The 16,946-nt window shown below is 68.9% G+C and carries 12 protein-coding genes; 7 read left to right on the plus strand and 5 right to left on the minus strand.

Translation table 11 applies throughout. The annotated features are described in order from the left end of the window. Positions 1-67 precede the first annotated feature (67 nt). From GTY96_RS29205 to GTY96_RS29220, 4 genes are all read right to left on the minus strand, one after another. Positions 68-448 (minus strand): VOC family protein, encoded by a 381-nt coding sequence (locus GTY96_RS29205; RefSeq protein WP_143908994.1) that lies wholly within the window; start codon positions 446-448, stop codon positions 68-70. Between the two features lie 27 nt (positions 449-475). Further along, positions 476-1,498, minus strand: coding sequence for a serine/threonine-protein kinase (locus tag GTY96_RS29210; RefSeq protein ID WP_143908992.1), 1,023 nt, complete (start codon positions 1,496-1,498; stop codon positions 476-478). A gap of 12 nt (positions 1,499-1,510) precedes the next feature. Next, positions 1,511-2,656: an oxygen-binding di-iron domain-containing protein gene (locus GTY96_RS29215; protein ID WP_143908990.1), complete on the minus strand. Its 1,146-nt coding sequence runs from the start codon at positions 2,654-2,656 to the stop codon at positions 1,511-1,513. 177 nt (positions 2,657-2,833) lie between these two features. After that, on the minus strand, positions 2,834-5,305 hold the full coding sequence (locus GTY96_RS29220; protein ID WP_161666450.1) for a transglycosylase SLT domain-containing protein: 2,472 nt from the start codon (positions 5,303-5,305) through the stop codon (positions 2,834-2,836). Between the two features lie 110 nt (positions 5,306-5,415). Between GTY96_RS29220 and GTY96_RS29225 the strand changes: the two genes are divergently transcribed. The 4 genes from GTY96_RS29225 (at position 5,416) to gspC (ending at position 11,156) form a co-directional block, all read left to right on the plus strand. Then, the gene (locus tag GTY96_RS29225; protein WP_143906044.1) at positions 5,416-7,662 is read left to right on the plus strand and encodes a GAF domain-containing sensor histidine kinase; all 2,247 of its coding nucleotides are present in this window, start codon (positions 5,416-5,418) and stop codon (positions 7,660-7,662) included. Positions 7,663-7,725: 63 nt separating this feature from the next. Then, positions 7,726-8,427 carry a TFIIB-type zinc ribbon-containing protein gene (locus GTY96_RS29230; RefSeq protein ID WP_235685969.1) on the plus strand — a complete coding sequence of 234 codons (702 nt, stop codon included), beginning with the start codon at positions 7,726-7,728 and terminating at the stop codon, positions 8,425-8,427. Positions 8,428-8,564: 137 nt separating this feature from the next. After that, entirely contained in the window at positions 8,565-10,106 is a 1,542-nt protein-coding gene (locus tag GTY96_RS29235) for a M35 family metallo-endopeptidase (protein ID WP_161666451.1), read from the plus strand. A 186-nt stretch (positions 10,107-10,292) separates the two neighbouring features. Then, positions 10,293-11,156 (plus strand): type II secretion system protein GspC, encoded by an 864-nt coding sequence (gene gspC / locus GTY96_RS29240; protein WP_328701044.1) that lies wholly within the window; start codon positions 10,293-10,295, stop codon positions 11,154-11,156. 5 nt (positions 11,157-11,161) lie between these two features. Here the strand turns inward: gspC and GTY96_RS29245 are convergent, their stop codons facing one another. Then, positions 11,162-13,123, minus strand: a complete 1,962-nt coding sequence (locus GTY96_RS29245) for an ABC-F family ATP-binding cassette domain-containing protein (RefSeq protein ID WP_161666453.1) — start codon at positions 13,121-13,123, stop codon at positions 11,162-11,164. A 123-nt stretch (positions 13,124-13,246) separates the two neighbouring features. Here GTY96_RS29245 and GTY96_RS29250 point away from each other — a divergent pair, with 123 nt between their 5' ends. The 3 genes from GTY96_RS29250 (at position 13,247) to GTY96_RS29260 (ending at position 16,931) form a co-directional block, all read left to right on the plus strand. Then, positions 13,247-15,013 (plus strand): serine/threonine protein kinase, encoded by a 1,767-nt coding sequence (locus GTY96_RS29250; protein ID WP_143906039.1) that lies wholly within the window; start codon positions 13,247-13,249, stop codon positions 15,011-15,013. 227 nt (positions 15,014-15,240) lie between these two features. Continuing rightward, on the plus strand, positions 15,241-15,543 hold the full coding sequence (locus GTY96_RS29255) for a hypothetical protein (RefSeq protein ID WP_143906038.1): 303 nt from the start codon (positions 15,241-15,243) through the stop codon (positions 15,541-15,543). 221 nt (positions 15,544-15,764) lie between these two features. After that, a complete protein-coding gene (locus GTY96_RS29260; protein WP_143906036.1) occupies positions 15,765-16,931 on the plus strand; it encodes a LamG domain-containing protein in 1,167 nt (388 codons plus the stop codon). Positions 16,932-16,946 lie beyond the last annotated feature (15 nt).

The raw sequence follows: 16,946 nt of genomic DNA on the forward strand, positions 1-16,946 counted from the left end.
GAATTGATGGCGACATCGAGGCGGCGGCGACAGCAGCGGGCGCCCTCAATCCCAGACAAACAATCCGTCACCAACCACCGTACGGCACCGTGATGGCCTCCATGAAGTGCCCGGACGGGTCCTGGAAATACACGCCGCGCCCGCCGTCATGGGTGTTGATCTCATTCACGCGCTGACCGCGCGGGTCGGCCCAGTGCTGGAGCTTCCGGTCGCGGATCTTCGCGATCAGCGAATCGAACACCTCCTCCGAGACGAGGAAGGCATAGTGCTGCGAGCGAATCTCCTCCTCGCTGTTGGCGAAGTCGAGCGATGCCCCGTCCGACAGCTTGACCACCTGGAAGTGTCCGAAGGGCTGGGGCTCGGGGAGCCCCAGCAGCTCCGCCAGGAAATGCGCGGACGCCACCTTGTCCTTCGCGGCGATGATGGTGTGGTTGAACCGGACAGACATGGAGGGGCTCCTTGCCGAGACCCCTCCCTATACTTCGCGGGTGTGATTGAGCACCAGGGGCCACAACCCCGCCAGTTCACTGCGCAGCACGGTCGCGCTCCCCTGGCGCTCCTCGGGCCGCTTGCGCATCAACTTCAACACAATCCGCTCGAACGCCTCCGGCAGCTCCGGACGCACCTTCCGCAGGGGAACAGGCGTCTCCTGCACGTGCATGAGCATCAGCGGCACGGGCTGGGCATGGCGGAACGGAAGCCGCCCCGTGAGCAGCTCGTACGCCACCACGCCCAGAGCATACAGGTCCGTGGCCGGTGACACGGCCGCGCCCGTGACCTGCTCGGGCGCCATGTACTCCGGAGTCCCCAGCGTCGCTCCCTGCGCCGTGTTGCCCATCACGTGCGCGCTCTTGGCGAGCCCGAAGTCCATCAGCTTCAACACGCCCGTGCGCGTGATGAACAGGTTGCCCGGCTTCACGTCCCGGTGCAGCACCCCGCGCGCGTGCGCGTGCTCCAGCGCCACCGAGGCGTGCATCAACCACCGCAAGGCATTGGCGAGCGTGGGGCGCCCCTCCAGCATCACCTGCCGCAGGTCGCTGCCCTCCAGCAGCTCCACCGTCAGGTAGTGCCGGTCGCCATCCATGCCCACGTCGAAGACATGCAGGATGTTGATGTGCTCCAACGCCTTGGCGTGCTCCACCTCCTGGCGGAAGCGCGTGACCAGGGCCTCGTCCGCGTGCGGCACCGCTAGCACCTTGAGCGCCAGGCGCTGCTGGTTCTTCAGGTCCAGCGCCTGGTACACCGCCGACGTCCCCCCCACGCCCAGCCACTTCTCCACCCGGTAGCGGCCCGCCACCACCTGCCCGGGGACGAGCCCCCGGTTCACCGGCGCGGGCTGCGGCGTCACCGCGCCCTGGATCAGCGTGCCCCCTGGAGACACGGGCGTCCGCACCTGGGGCAAGGTCGGCTCCAGGCCGTCCCCGGCCGGGGCCTGCTCCCGCAGCGCGTCCGGGCCCAGGTACGCCACGGCTCCTGCGTCATCGTCCTTGGAATGCACCCCGCCCTCCCCTCACGACTCCAACAGCGAGACGGGGGCCGGTGCGCCCGCGCCCTCGATGTCCAGGTGGGGCGTGGGCAGGTTGTACTCGGCGGCGGCGATGGTGGCCTCCACCATGATGGGGCCGGAGATCTCCGTGGGCTCGCCCTGGCAGAGCAATTCCACCACGTGCTCCAGCGTCCACTTGCCCATCCGGCTCACCTCCAGCCGCTTGCCATTGAACTTCGCCGTGTCCGACAGCTGGTCGCTCGCGGTGAGCTTCGCCTCCACCGAGTCCCCCAGGTAGCCGCGCGCCAGCGTCAGCACCCGGTCCACCACCGAGTTCCACGCCTGCAGGTGCGTGCGGTCCTGCGCCTCGTCGATGATGTCCAGGCCCACCTGCAGCCGCTCCATGCGCTCCAGGAACTGCTGCACGAGCTTGCCCCGGATGACGCGGCCGTGCTGGGGGGCGATCATCTCCACCGCGGGCGTCAGCTTCCGGATGGCCGCCACCGCGCGCACCAACGCCGAGTTCACCGGCATGTAGATTTGGTGGAACGCCCGGATGCCCGTCCAGTCGGACTCGTCCGCCCACAGGCCCTGGGCCTTGCTGTCCGTGAGGCCGCCGAAGAGGTCGCCCGTGAAGAGCACCCGCGTCTGCGGGTCGTAGAGCATCACCGCCCCCCGGAAGTGGCAGAAGGGCGACGGCACCGGCAACAACCGGTGCCCGGTGGGCACGCTCAGCCCCTGGGAGAACTTCTCCGTCGGGATGAAGCGGTTGCGCGGCAGGTTGAAGTGGACGATGAGCCGCCAGGTGTCCTCGGAGCACAGGATGCTCGCGCGCGGCGAGTAGCGCGCGGAGATGATGTTCGCCGACGAGCCCACGTCCGGATCCTGGTGGTTGATGAAGAGCGCGGACAGCCGGTCCATCCCGCCAATCAGCGACACCACCTTGGTGTGGATGGTGGAGAAGTCGCTGCTCGACCCGGGGTCGATGAGGAGATTGAACTCCGCGGCCTTCTTCGTGCGCGCGTCCGTGCCGCGAAAGCGCCGCAGGTAGGGATTGGCGAAGAAGATGCCGCCGGGCTCGCGCTTCCCGACCCAGAAGGTCTCGGGGGCGATCTCCACGGCGGTGCGGTTGAGGTCTATCTGCGGGGCGGGGGCGTCGGTGTGGCTCATGGCGTGTTGTCCTTCACGCAAACGAGGGGGTGGAACGGCCCACCGACAGTATCAGCCCCCTCGCTCCTCCCGAGCCCCTTCCAGTGGTGACGGACCGGAGGGCATGAGCCCCGCTTCTCGCTGCCCACCCGCCGGTCAACGGAGAATGACCGGATTCAGGCGTCGGCGAGGCTTGCGCTAGCGCGAGGCGCTGGGCATCACCGGCACCTTGGGCACGCGGCCATAGAGGAGCTGGTAGGTGTTGTACGAGCGCAGCACGCGCTTGATGTAGCCGCGCGTCTCCGCGATGGGGATCTCCTCCACCCACGCGTCCAGCGGCAGGTCCGGGCTGGCCGCGCGCCAGCGGTTCACCGCGCCGGAGCCCGCGTTGTAGCTGCCGACCGCGTAGGGCGTGTGGCCCTTGAACTGCTTGATGAGACCGCCCAGGTAGTGCGCGCCGAAGCGGATGTTCAGCTCCGGCTGGAGCAGCGAGTCCACGGTGAAGTGCTTCACCTTGAGGTCGCGCGCCACGCCCTTCGCCGTGGACGGCATCAGCTGCGTGAGGCCCAGCGCGCCGGCCCAGGACAGGGCCTTGGGGTCCAACGCGCTCTCCTCGCGCATCAGCGCCTGGAGCAGGTCCGGCTCCACGCCCGCGGGCACGGTGTGCTTCTCGATGAGGTCGCGGAAGGCGTTGGGATAGGCCACCTCCCACACCGGCCGCGTCTGCGCGGTGATGCGCCCGCTCAGGTCCTTGCGCAGCGCGAGCCGCGCGATGGCGTGCGCCGACCGCATGTCCCCGGACTGCGACAGCACCATCACCAGCAGCCGCATGGACTCCGGCGGCTGGCTCGAGCGGTTCACCAGCATCAGCTCCGACGACACGGAGTCCGCGAAGCCCAGGCGAAGCAGCTCCACGCCCGCGCGGAAGTGCGGATCCTCGCCCATGGGGCCCGCGAACATCGGCCAGGGGCTGGCGGACTCCGGCACGTCGAAGATCTTCGACGAGGCGCGCTCCAGCCGCTTCGCGTCCAGCTCGCCCAGCTTCGAGCGCGCCATCAGGCCGTAGTACGTGGCCGGGTGCTCCACCGCGAGCGCCTCCATCAGCTCCGCGGCGCCCTGGATGTTGCCGCGCTCCTCCAGCGTGCGCGCCCGCCAGTAGCGCGCGCGCTCCACGTCGTAGGACTCGTCCGCGTTGGCGAACTGCTCCTCGATGCGGTCCAGGAAGGCGAAGCCGCCGTCCTCCACCTTCGACGTGCGCGCCACCCAGAACGCCTTGAAGAGCGCCTCGCCCAGGAAGTCACCCTTGGGGTACAGCCGCGCTACCTCGTCCAGGCGCGCCATCGCGTCCTGGGGGCGGTTCGTCTTCACGTACAGGTCCGCCGCGTAGAAGAGCGCGTCGTCCGCGAACGAGTGGTCCGGGAACTCGCGCGCCAGCCGCTCGTACGTCTCCGTCCCGCGCTGCTGATCCACGATGGAGCGCGACGAGCCCAGCACGTACAGCGCGCGGGCCAGCAGGTCGCGGTCCTTGCACTGGTCCACCACCGGCGTGAGCACCTGGATGGCGCGCGTGTGCTGGCGCTCCTTGCGCTGCCCCTTGCCGAAGGCGAAGTGCGCCCGGCACGCGAGCGCGTCCGGCAGCTTCATCGTCGCCAGCATCGGCTCCAGGATGGCCATGCCCTGCTTGTTGCGGTGCGCCTCGATCAGCGCCTCCGCGCGGCCCACCTTCGCCTCCACCGGCGGCGTCTGGCCCTTGAGGCGCTTCTCCACCTGCTTGACGATGGGCGACAGGGGCTGGCTCGCCCACAGGCGCCACAGCGCGGCGCGCTCGGCGGCCTTGTCCTTCTTCTCCACCGCCAGGTCCGCCGTCGCGATCAGCGCCTCCGCGCCCACGTTGCGGCCCCAGCCCGTCATCGTGCGCTGGGTGAGGGGCGTGAGCGCCGCCATCGCGCCGTCGTAGTCCTTCTTCTTGCGCAGCACCCGCGCCAGCCCCAGGCGCGCGTCCACGTACATCCGCGAGCCCTCCGGCACCTGCTTGAAGCTCTCCGCCGCAGCGTCCAGCTGGCCCTGGGACTCCAGCGCCACGCCCGCGTGCGTGAGGCAGCGGTCCCTCAGCGCCGGGTAGTCGTTGGCCAGCGCCGCCATCTCCACCGCCGCCGCCTTGTCGTCCCCGGCGCGCACCGCCGACAGCGCGCGCAGGTAGCGCACCGGCGGGCTGTCACCCTCGGCCTCCAGCAGCGCGCGCGCCCGGGTGTACTGCCCCTTGTCGAACGCGTCCTTCGCGTCCCGCTTCTTCCCGTCGGCGAAGTACGGCGCCAGGTCCTCCAGCCCATAGCGGCGCCCGCGGTGCACCACCGGCGTGGGCGGCACGAGCCCCGGGAAGGCCGGGTTGAAGACCTGCACGTAGCCCCCCGGCAGCGGCGCCTTGTCCGCGTCCGGCGGCGGCGTCAGCTGCGCCTCCGACGGCGCGCTGTCCGTGCGCGACGCGGGGGCCTGATCCGTCTCCTCCGTGGACGCCGCGCCCAGGAGGCCCTTGGGCCCCACGGGCGTGGGGGCCGGTGCCGTGGCGGCCGGCGTCACCGGGGCGGTGGAGGCGTCGGAAGGGGCGGGAGCCTGCGCCGACAGGAGCGTCGCGGAGGCGAGGAGGGCCAGATGCTGGAGGGACACTTTCATTCGCGGGGGCCTCGGGGACCCTGGGTGATGCGCTCGGGCACGCCCGAGGACAACTGGGGATGGATGGAAAATTTCCAGCCCCCGACAGAGGTTAGACTGTCCGCCTGCACATGGATATCCGCACCCAGAGCGCACTGCTTGCATCCATCATCGGCCTGGCGCTGGGCGTGTCCATGTTGTTGCGCCCCGGGCGGCCCCGGGTCCTCACCCTCTACTCCGTCTTCACCCTGACGGTCGCCGGGTACTACCTCAGCCTCTTCTTCCACAGCATCTTCCCCGCCCAGGACTACCCCTGGGTGTCCCGCATCGCCCTCGGGGCCACCATCGCCGTCGTCTCCCTGGTCCCTGGAGCGGCGGTCTCCTTCTTCCTTGAGTTCTTGGGGGTCAGCAAGGGCGCCCACCTGGTCGGCCGGCGGCTCGCCCTCCTGTCCGCCGTGCTGGGGCTCACGGTCGCCGTCACTCCGTTGGCGGACAAAACATGGGCCCGGGTGGCGATGGGGACCTGGGTGCTGGGCACCCTGTTCACGTCCGTGTCGCTGCTGGTGCACCGGGTGCGCACGACGGAATCGCGCATCGAGCAGTTCCGGCTGGCGTACCTGGCCATTGGCGCGGGCGCGGCGGTGCTCTTCAACGGCCTGGACTTCCTGAGCCGCTTCGACATCCCGTTCCCCACGCTGGGGCCCGTCTTCGCGACGCTCTACCTGTTCTTCCTCGCGCAGACGCTGCTGCGGCTGCGGCTGATGGACCTGCACGAGCTGCTGGGGAAGATCGCCTCGCAGACGGTGCTGGCCATCATCCTGGCGGCGGTCTTCACGGTGCTCACCGCGTGGGTGGACGAGAACACGTCGCTGTTCGTCTTCAACACGGTGGTGGCCGCGTTCGTCATCCTCATCCTGTTGGATCCGCTGCGCACCAAGGTGGAGGAGATGGTGGTGCGCATCTTCTTCCGCGAGCGCTTCGCCCTGCTGGGCACGCTGGGCGCGCTGCGCGTGCGGATGGCGTCCGTCATCGAGATCTCGGAGCTGGCGCGCGTGGTGCTGGATGCCCTGCACGAGACGGGGCGCGTGACGCACGCGTCGGTGTACCTGATGGCGGAGGACCGGCCCGGCTACCGGCTGCTGGATTCGCGGGGCCCGCTGCCGGTGGCGCTGCTGGACACGGCCGCCGCGCGCGGCGTGCTGTTCGCGGTGGCCAGCGGGCAGAAGGCGGTGCTGCTGGAGAACATCGAGCGGCGCATCTCCGTGATGCGGGTGCAGGCGGTGGAGGGCAAGCGCTTCCGCGACGAGCTGAAGCGGCTCAATGACACGCGCGCCGCGCTGCTCCAGATGAAGGCCGGCATCAGCGTCCCGCTGATGGGCAATGACCGCGTGATCGGCTTCCTGAACCTCTGGGACGAGCGGGTCCCGGAGGCGTACGCGTCCGACGAGATCGCCCTCATCCTGGAGGTCTCCGAGCGGATGGCGACGGTGCTGGAGAACTCCAAGCTGTACGAGAAGATCCGCGAGCGCGACCGCCTGGCCGCGCTGGGTGAGATGGCGGCGGGCCTCGCGCATGAGATCCGCAACCCGCTGGGCGCCATCAAGGGCGCGGCGCAGTGCCTGGACCCCAAGCGCCTGCCGGGCGAGGACGGCGAGTTCCTGGACGTCATCGTGGAGGAGGTCAACCGGCTCAACGGCGTGGTGACGGCGTTCCTCGACTACTCGCGTCCGCTGAAGCAGAACTTCGGGCCCACCGACCTCAACGAGGTGGTGACGCGCACGATGCGGCTCATCCAGAACGACATGCCGGCCACCGCGGAGCTGGCGGTGGAGCTGGACCTGCGCCTGCCGCGCACGGAGGGTGACGCGGAGCAGCTCAAGCAGGTGTTGATCAACCTGGTGCAGAACGCCGTGCAGGCGCTGGGGCCCCAGAAGGGCTGCATCACGGTGCGCACGGAGAAGCCGGAGCGCTTCGGGGACTTCCGCAGCGCGGCCGGCGAGTTCGTGGAGGTGCGCGTCTCCGACAACGGGCCGGGCATCCCGGCGGATCAGCAGCCGCACATCTTCATCCCCTTCTTCACGACGAAGCAGAAGGGCACGGGCCTGGGGCTGGCCATCTGCCAGCGCATCGTGAAGAACCACGGCGGCAGCATCAGCGTGCAGAGCAAGATGAGCGAAGGCACCACGTTCGTCATCCGGCTGCCGGCGCTGCCGTCGGAGCCGGTGGAAGGCGCGCTGCCGGAGGGCACGCCCGCGCCCCCCACCCGCCCCTCCCAGTCCGCCCTGCCCGTCCCCGAGGAGCTGCGCGAGCCCGCCCCCGCCCCCGCGAAGCCCCCGGAGCCGAAGCCGAAGAAGGAAAAGCGCCGCCGCGCGGGCTGAGTCACGCGCCAGGGGGCCTCCGGGTCCCGTTTCCGAAGAAGACCCGGTAGGCTGGTGCCCTCCATGCGGGCGTGCCCCTTCTGTCAGACGACGATGCGCAGCACCTACGCCCGGGGCGTGGTGCGTGACGAGTGTGGAGCGTGCGGCGCCGCCTGGCTCGAAGCGGAGATGCTGGCGAAGCTCATCGGTGGCCCCACGCTGGAGTCCGTCTTCGAGCAGGCCAAGGGGAAGCCCGGGCGGTGCAAGGGGTGCGAGGCGTCCCTCCAGTACGTCCCCGGCTGTCCTTCCTGCGGGCGTCAGGCGCCGACCTGCCCTACGTGCGGCGGCGCGCCCCTCCCCGCCGTCGACCTCCGGGACGTCGCGGTGGACGTCTGCGTGAAGTGCCGGGGCGTGGCGCTGGACTCGGAGGAGCTGGCCCGGCTCCAGAAGGCGGCGGAGCCCGAGCCCCGCCGGGAGCCGATGCCGGGCCCCGTGGACTTCGAGCACGAGTACGACGACCCGCGGGGGCTGAGCCTGCTGCCCAAGGTGCACCTGGGCGACGTGCCCGCCTGCGTGACGTGCGGGAGGCGCATCGACCCGCGCTACGGCTTCGTCTGGGAGGAGCGCCTGTTCTGCGGCAGCTGCGCGCCGGAGGGCTCCGCCCCGTACACGGACGAGCTGACCAAGGCCCGGCCCAGCGAAACCTATGGCCGCCGCGCCCGGCACCTCAACAACAGCGCCGCCGAGTCCGCTGTCGTGTGGTTGCTGTCGAAGATCTTCAAATAGACACGCGTCACGAGAGGCCGCGCCTGTAACGGTTCTGGTTACAAATCAGCGCCTCGCACGACGCCTTTGTCACATTGAATATTTCACCCAGGCTGGTGCACCCTGTCCGGGCAAGAACACCCACCCAGGGAAGCTGCATGAAACTGACATGTCTCATCTTGGCCGCGCTTGTCTTCATTCCCATCCACGCGAACGCCAAGGAGGCCATTGAGATCAAGCTCGCCTCCAAGACGACGAAGTATCCGGCGGACATGCCCGTCGACCTGGTCGTCACCTTCACGAACATCTCCGACAGCCCGGTGCGGATCCTCAACTACCAGACCCCCGTGGTGGAAGGGATTGAGGCCGACATCCTCTCCGTCTCCCGGGACAGGAAGCCGGTGGAATACATTGGCCGGCTCTACAAGCGCGTGGTCCCCTCCGACCGGGACTTCCTGACCCTCAAGCCAGGAGAGAGCGTCTCGGGCATCGCCTCGCTCTGGGACAACTACGACCTCTCCGGCTCGGGGACGTATGCGGTCCAGTACCGGACCGAAGTCCTCAGCCAGGGAACCAGCAAGGGCGGAGCATCGCTCGAGGCGTTCTCCAACGTCCTCTTGCTCGACATCGAGGGTCGCGAGCCCCCGCTCGATCCGGATGACGCGGACGACGAGGAGCCGGTCACCAAGATCGTCGACGGCACCAATGGGAAGTTCAAGTCGTGCAGCACCTCGGAGAAGAACGACCTCATCAATGCCCGGGAGCATGCGCTCAACTACGCGGATGACGCCTATGACTATCTGGTGGCCGGGACCGTGACGTCCCGCTACACCACCTGGTTCGGCGCCAACGACTCCTCTCGCTACAGCACCGTCCGCGAGCACTTCCGGAAGATCCGGAACGCCGTGGACAACGCCTCCTTCCAGTACTACTGCAACTGCAACAAGTCCGGCGTCTACGCCTTCGTCCGCCCCAAGAAGGAATACAAGATCCACCTCTGCCCTGCGTTCTGGTCCGCGCCGATGACAGGGACGGATTCGAAGGCGGGAACGCTGGTTCATGAAGTCAGCCACTTCCGGGTGGTCGCCGAGACGGATGACCTGGCCTATGGACACACGGCCGCGGCGAGCCTTGCTCTCTCGAACCCTGGCAATGCCGTCAGGAACGCGGACTCCCACGAATATTTCGCGGAAGCCACGCCGTACAGTCCCTACAACCCCTGTGCCCCGACCGTCACCTCCCATACGGGCGCGCCGATCTCCGCGACCTGGGACGGGGTGAACTGTTACGTGATGACGGTGCCCGCAGGCTCGGGACCGTTCGTCTACAACAACAGCTACTACATCAACGCCGTGCCCGGCACCTCATGCCCGGCACCGTCGTCGTACGACACGGCGAACTGCTACGTCCTCCCCTACCCGTCCTGGAGCACCACCTACTTCGTCTGGTCGGGGAATCTGTATCTGACGCCGGGACCGGGCAATGCCTGCCCCGCGCCGTCGTCGTTCGACGGGGCCAACTGCTTCGTCATGCCGCTGCCCTGGGGTTCGACGCCGTTCAAGTTCGCGAACAACCTCTACATCACGCCCACGCCCCACTGCCCCATGGGCAGCTTCGACAGCGAGCATTGCTATCTCGGGACGGCGCCCGCCAGCCGGACGGCCTCCGTGTGGGGTTCGTCGTTCTATTACAGCCACTGACGATGGCACCGGACATCGTGTCTTGACGCCTTGTCCCGGCCCGCACGGCGCCGCGTGACAAGGGGTCCTTCACGGCACCGGGGCCCGTGGGCTCCTGACTCCCCCTCCAGAGGCAGGAGCCCACTGGCCCTGGTCTTGCTCTTGGGCCTCCGGGTTCCAACCTGGGAGGCTTCGGTGAACCGTGGAGTGCACAGGTCCCTTCAGGGACTGTTCGTCTTGATTGTCTTTTCCTGCGCCCTGGCGGCGGCGCTGATCGTGAATCAAGGATTCGAGGCGGTCGTAACCCCTGGCCCCCGCGAGACACCGCCCGCGGCGCACAGGCCCACGAGCGGCCCCACGGTGGCGGCACTGGAGGCGAACCAGCTCGCGCGGCTGACGGGCCTCTCCCTCCGCGACGAGATACCCACGGCTCCGGCCCAGCCCCTGGCCCTTTCCCGGAGCATGATGGGCCTTCGCCTGCTCGGGACCCTGGTGGCGCAGGATCCCCGGTGGTCCATGGCTTCGGTCCATGAGCTGCCAGGCGGCAGCGCGCACAGCCTGATGGTCAGCGACATCATCCAGGGCGCCCGCGTCTTCGCCATCGAGCGGGAGCGCATCCTGCTCATGGTGGACGGACGGGTCGAATACATCGACGGCTCAGCGACCGTGGCCCCCGTGCCTGTGAATGTCCATCCGGGTGCGGTGATGCCAGGAGGCTCCGGCCTGGGCCGGGGCATCCGGGAGACGGGCACGGACACCTATTCGATTCCCCGTGAGGACGTCACCGAGGCGATCACGCACTTGAATGAACTGTCGATGCAGGCCCGCATCGTGCCCGCCTTCCGCGACGGCCGCGCCGTGGGCTTCAAGCTCTTCTCCATCCAGGACGGCTCGCTCTACTCCCGGCTCGGGCTGCGCAATGGAGACGTGCTCCAGCGCATCAACGGCCTGGACCTGGACAGCCCCGACAAGGCGCTGGAGGCCTTCACGAAGCTGCGCGACGCGCGGCGCATCGAGCTTCAGCTCGAGCGCGGGGGCGCCCCCGCCCGGAGGGTCTTCGACGTCCAGTAGCCCCGCTACGCCTGCGCCGCCGCCAGCTTCTCCTGCGCGAGCTCCCACCGGGCATAGAGGTCTTCCAGCTCCTCCTTGCCCGCGCGGTGCGCGTCCATCAGCGGCTTCGCCCGGGCGAAGTCGTTGTAGAGCACCGGGTCCGCCAGCTGCCCCTCGCGGTCCTTCTGCTCGGCCTCCACCTTCGCGATGCGCTCCTCCAGCTTCGCGATCTCCTTCTTGATGGGGCCCTCCACCACCGAGCGGCGCTGGCGCGCCTCCGCCTCCAGCCGCTTGCGCTCCTTCTCCGACACCGGGCCACTGCCCGCCGCGGCGCCCTTCCCGTTCGACGCGCCGGACTCCGCGCCCTCCGCCGCCAGCCGCGCCTGCTCCTGGTGGTAGAGGTATTCGTCCAGGTTGCCCGGGTGCGACGTGAGCTTGCCGTCCGCCACCTCCCAGACGTGCGTGCACAGGCCGTTGATGAAGCTGCGGTTGTGGCTCACGAACAGGAGCGTGCCGCCGTACAGCTTCAGCGCTTCAATCAGCATCTCCGACGAGTCCAGGTCCAGGTGGTTCGTCGGCTCGTCCATCAGCAGGAAGTTGGACGGCACCAGGAGCAGCTTCGCCAGCGCCACGCGCGCGCGCTCGCCTCCGCTCAGCACGCCGATGGGCTTCTCCACGTCATCGCCGCTGAAGAGGAACGCCCCCAGCACGCCGCGCACGTAGCTCTCCGGCTTGTCCGCGGCCAGCGGGCGCACCTCTTCGATGATGGTGTTGTGGCGGTCCAGCTTGTCCGCGTGGTGCTGCGCGTAATAGCCCACCACCACGTTGTGCCCCAGCGTCACCTTCCCGCTGTCCGGCGCCAGCTCCCCCGCCACCATCTTTAGGAGCGTCGTCTTGCCCGCGCCGTTGGCGCCGACCACCGCGATGCGCTGGCCCCGCTCCAGGCGCGCGTCCAGCCCGTTGTAGACGGTGAGCGCGCCATAGCGCTTGGTGATGCCCTCCATCAGCACCACGTCCCGGCCGCTGCGCTCCACTTCCGGGAAGCGGAACTTCATCGTCTGGCGCTCTTCCAGGACCTGGACCTTCTCCAGCTTGGCCAGCATCTTGGCGCGGCTCTGCGCCTGCTTCGCCTTGGTGGCCTTGGCGCCGAACCGGTCGATGAAGCCCTGGAGCTCCGCGCGGCGCTGCTCCACCTTCTCCGCGCGCGCCTGCAGGAGCACCATCTCCTCCGCGCGCTGGCGCTTGTAGTCCTCGTAGTTGCCGGCGTACTCGCGCACGCCCTCCATCTCCAGCGACACCACCCGGTTGATCTGCCGGTTGAGGAAGTCGCGGTCGTGGGAGATGAGCACCATCGCCTTGTTGGAGCGGCGCAGGAACCCGTCGAACCAGGCGAGCGTGGGCACATCCAGGTGGTTGGTGGGCTCGTCCAGGAGCAGCAGGTCCGGGTCCTGGAGCAGCAACCCCGCGAGCGCGGCCCGCATGCGCCAGCCGCCCGACAGCGCCTGGGTGGGCTTGGACAGGTCCGCGTCCTTGAAGCCCAGGCCCTTGAGGATGCGCTCCGCGTGGTGCTTGCCGTAGCGGTTCTCGAAGTCGTCCAGCTCCGCGTGGAGGTCCGCCAGGGTCTGGGCCAGCTCCAGCTGCTCCTCCTCGTCCGTGGCCTGGGCGAGCGCGGCCTCCGTGTCCTTCAGGCGCGACTCCAGCGCATCCCGGCCGGGCACGGTGCTCATCACCGCCTCCACCACCGTCCCCTCCGGCAGGCCGGCGATCTCCTGGGGCAGGTAGCCCGCCCGGGCCCGGCGGCTGTACTGGACGGTCCCCCCGTCCGGCAGGCTCGCCCCGGCGATGATCTTCATCAGGGAGGACTTCCCCGTCCCGTTCGCCCCCACCAGGCCCACCCGGTCCCTGGGACCGAGTGTGAAATTGTCCTCATCGAAGAGGACCTTCTTTCCGTAGGCGAGGCTGATGTCCTGGGCGATGACGAGGCTCATGGCGGAGGGGGAGATACCAGCCGGGGAGCCCCACGGGAACGGTCCTGATGCCTGCCTGACCGCCCAGGGGGCACATCTCCCCGGTTGGGCGTTAGCCAGGGCTTGCCTATACTCCCGCCACCCATGGCCGCCCCCTGCCCCCACTGCGGAAGTACCGACGGACTCGACCACCTGTGCGCGGCGCAGAGTCTCCAACTGCTGGGCCAGGTCCTGGACGGCCGCTACAAGATTGAAAGCGTCCTGGGCCAGGGCGGCATGGGCATGGTCTTCCGGGCCACGCAGACGTCCGTGCAGCGCCCCGTGGCGGTGAAGACGCTCAACCCGTCGCTGGCCGCGGCGCCCCAGTTCTTCGAGCGCTTCCGCCGCGAGGCGGAGATCGCCAGCCGCCTGCGCCACCCGAACGTCATCACCATCTTCGACTTCGGCCGGGCCGCGGACGGCACCTGCTACTACGTGATGGAGCTCCTCAAGGGCGAAAGCCTCAAGGAGCTGGTGAAGCGCGAGGGCCCCATGACCCTCCGCCGCGCGGTGAACCTGCTGGAGCAGGCCACGCTGGGGCTCGCGCACGCGCACGAGGAGGGCTGCGTCCACCGCGACCTGAAGCCCCACAACATCATGGTCCAGGCGCTCGACGGGAAGGACTTCGTCAAGGTGCTGGACTTCGGCCTGGTGAAGGCCCTGGAGCAGGACGAGGAGGAGCAGCTCACCTCCACCGGCCAGGTGCTGGGCACCCCGCAGTACATGCCGCCCGAGCAGGCTGGTGGCGAGTCCGTGGACCAGCGCTCCGACCTGTACTCCATGGCGGGCGTGCTCTACTTCTGCCTCACGGGCAGCTCGCCCTACGGCGCGAACACCGTGCGCAAGGCGCTCACCGCCTCGCTCACCCAGCCAGTCCCGCCGGTGAACAGCAAGCGCCAGGGAGCGCCGGTGCCGCCGGAGCTGGACGCCTTCTTCGCCAAGGCGCTCGCGCCGGAGAAGGAGGACCGCTACCAGAACGCGCAGGAGTTCATTGACTCGCTGCTCGACGCGGTGGAGGGCCTGTCACAGGAGGAGCTGGACGCCCATCCCACGGGGGGTGCCCCCGGCGCCGAGCGGGGCACCGGCAGCCGCAGCCGTCCGGGCGCGGGCTCCAGCAGCCGCGCGGGCTCCGGCAGCAAGCTGGGCTCCGGCAGCCGTGCGGGCCGTGCTCCGGGAACGGGCGCGGCGAAGACGGGCTCACGCGTGGGGCTGGCCTCGCAGCCTCGGGGCACCACGCCCGCCGGAGCGCAGGCCGCGCCGCGGGCCACGACCAGCGCGGCCAACCCGCCGCTCTCCCCCGCCAACCGCGCCCGTCCGCCCGCCCCCCGCGCGGAGCCCGAGGCCCCGCCGCCACCCCAGGGCATGTCGGGGGGGGTGAAGGCCGCGATCATCGCCGTACCGCTGCTGCTCATCGGCGCGGGCGTGGCCGTGGTGATGACTCGCGGCGGTGGCAATGAGGCGCCCGTGACGCCGCCCCCCGTGGCGGCGACGACCCCGAAGGCGCCCGTGGAGCCGCCTCCCACGCGGGTGCAGGACCCGGCGCCGACGACGCCCCAGCCGGCCGCCCGGCCCCAGGACGTGACGGTGGAGTTCACCTCCACGCCGTCCGGCGCGGCCATCTACGACGGCGAGGCGCAGATCGGCACCACGCCCACGAAGCTGGTGCTGCCCCGCTCGAAGGCCTCCGTGCTGCGCTTCCGGCTCGGCGGGCACCAGGATGAGGAACGGACGCTGGACTACAGCCGGCTCGCGGACACGGCGGATCAGCACGTGAACGTGCGGCTGGAGCCGGTGCGCACCGCGGCCCCGACCCGGCCCACGAAGCCCCCGAAGCCCAACGGCAGCGACCCGGGCATCGGCGTCTTCGAGTAGGCGCGGGTCCAGGCCGGCCCGACGTACGACTCGGGTCCGGGACCGCCCCGAGCCACGATGCGCGAGGTCCGCGTTCGACCTCCCCCGCCCCCCTGCGCTCCAGGGGATGGGGTCAAGAGGGAGGCGCCCGCCGCGAGCGGCGCAACGCATTCCTTGAGGGTCGGGTACTGTGGATGCATCACAGTCATCGATCCCTCCTCAGGAGTGAGTCAATGAATGCGCGTCCCATGGCAGTCGCGGCGGTCTTGCTGGCCCTCTCGCCAGGCATCGCGAGGGCCGAAGACGTGGGCATTGAGTGGCGGAGGGCCGCCGATGCTGCTTGTCGAGGACAAGGCGGCGTCGAATTCATCCCTGGCGGAGAGCTGACGGACCTTGGGATCTGCTCCAACCTCCAGTGCAAGGGGAGCGACGGCAAGACAAGACGCATCACCCTGGACGACGGCGCTGTGTGCCACCGCTGGCGTCTTGAGCGCCCGCTCTTTTTCAGGGTGAGAGGCGTTTGCGCGAGCGGCAACTGCAAGATCAAATAGCAGTGCCAAGGAACCCAGGGACGAATCGCAGGCAACTGGAGAGAAGGCTGGAGGTAGATGGAGCGCTTCGTGACGCGCTCGGAGTCCACCTCAAGCCAGACACGTCAAGCGGAGGGCCACGGCGTGGCAGCCCTGGTGGGCATGTTTGTCAGGCTGATCTACTATGTCGGCGCTCACCTCTTTCCCCCGTCAAAGGAGTCAGTGTGAAAGGATTCACGTGGATGTTGAGCGCCGCCCTCGTGGTCATCGCGCCCGTCGCGACGAGCGAGGCCGTGCCCAACCGGGTCACCAATGGCCTGGTCGGCGAATGGAAGAGCACCATCACGTCGCCATTCTTCCCCGAGCGGGCCCTTGATACGAGTGGCTTGGGACAGACCGCGACGGTCGTGGGCTCGAAGGTGCAGTCCTGGGGCTGGTGGGACAACGGCATGGATCTGGTGGGTGACCGGTACCTCCAGGTGGCCAACTCGCCCTACCTGAACTTCGGCACCGGCAGCTTCACCTTGACGGCGTGGATCCGCATGTCGGACACCAGCCGCTACAACAAGACCATCATCGACAACCGGGGCACCGACGGGCGCGGCTATTCGTTCGCGGTCACCGAAGGCAACAAGCTGCTGCTCCAGTTGGCGGACGAGACGGGCTGGCTCAACTACACTTCGTCACCCTATCTGGTGCCCAATCGCTGGCATCACGTGGCGGTGAGCGTCAACCGCACCTCGTGGCCAGTGAACATCTCCTTCTACGTCGATGGGTACGACGCCGGCCTGGCCACGCCCAAGATGGGCAACATCAACAACACCAACAACCCGTTCTACATCGGCGGCCACAAGGACAGCGCCTGGTATCGGTTCTCCGACCGCCTGGATGAGGTGTTCGTCTTCAACCGCGCCCTGCCCAACTACGAAATCTGGAACGTGCTGAACCCGGGACGGCCCTACTACACGCCGTCCTACTGGAATGACAACAGCCGGCAGGGCCAGAACAACTGCTACAACTACGCCAACAACAAGGCCACCAACACGTTCGCCCAGCCGGGCCGGGCCACCGGCGCGCAGGCGTCGTACATGGATTGCGCCCTGGTGCGGCAGGCCGCCATCAATGACGGCCTGGAGCCCATCCCCGACTATCCGAGCAGCTTCCTCAACTTCAAGACGAGCGCCGCGCTGGTGGTGGCCCCGGGCTACGACTACCACTGGTACCGACTCGACGAGAACGGCACCTGGTCCCACAAGCCGGGCGGGACGCGCGCGACGAACCTGGACAACGCGGGCCAGGTCATCACGGATCCTCGCACCGCCAACCGTGGCCCTTACACCCAGTTCTGCGGCTTCTTCATGCTCTGGTCGGACATCGCCGAAGGCTACGGCCACGAGTTCATCAACTAGTCCCCCCTTTCCACG

This window comes from Corallococcus silvisoli (assembly GCF_009909145.1).
Lineage (GTDB): Bacteria > Myxococcota > Myxococcia > Myxococcales > Myxococcaceae > Corallococcus > Corallococcus silvisoli.

Coding starts and splice junctions, on each gene's coding strand:
- GTY96_RS29205 (WP_143908994.1), bottom strand. CDS start 448: ATGTCTGTCCGGTTCAACCACACCATCATCGCCGCGAAGGACAAGGTG.
- GTY96_RS29215 (WP_143908990.1), bottom strand. CDS start 2,656: ATGAGCCACACCGACGCCCCCGCCCCGCAGATAGACCTCAACCGCACC.
- GTY96_RS29220 (WP_161666450.1), bottom strand. CDS start 5,305: ATGAAAGTGTCCCTCCAGCATCTGGCCCTCCTCGCCTCCGCGACGCTC.
- GTY96_RS29225 (WP_143906044.1), top strand. CDS start 5,416: ATGGATATCCGCACCCAGAGCGCACTGCTTGCATCCATCATCGGCCTG.
- GTY96_RS29230 (WP_235685969.1), top strand. CDS start 7,726: ATGCGGGCGTGCCCCTTCTGTCAGACGACGATGCGCAGCACCTACGCC.
- GTY96_RS29235 (WP_161666451.1), top strand. CDS start 8,565: ATGAAACTGACATGTCTCATCTTGGCCGCGCTTGTCTTCATTCCCATC.
- GTY96_RS29245 (WP_161666453.1), bottom strand. CDS start 13,123: ATGAGCCTCGTCATCGCCCAGGACATCAGCCTCGCCTACGGAAAGAAG.
- GTY96_RS29250 (WP_143906039.1), top strand. CDS start 13,247: ATGGCCGCCCCCTGCCCCCACTGCGGAAGTACCGACGGACTCGACCAC.
- GTY96_RS29255 (WP_143906038.1), top strand. CDS start 15,241: ATGGCAGTCGCGGCGGTCTTGCTGGCCCTCTCGCCAGGCATCGCGAGG.
- GTY96_RS29260 (WP_143906036.1), top strand. CDS start 15,765: ATGTTGAGCGCCGCCCTCGTGGTCATCGCGCCCGTCGCGACGAGCGAG.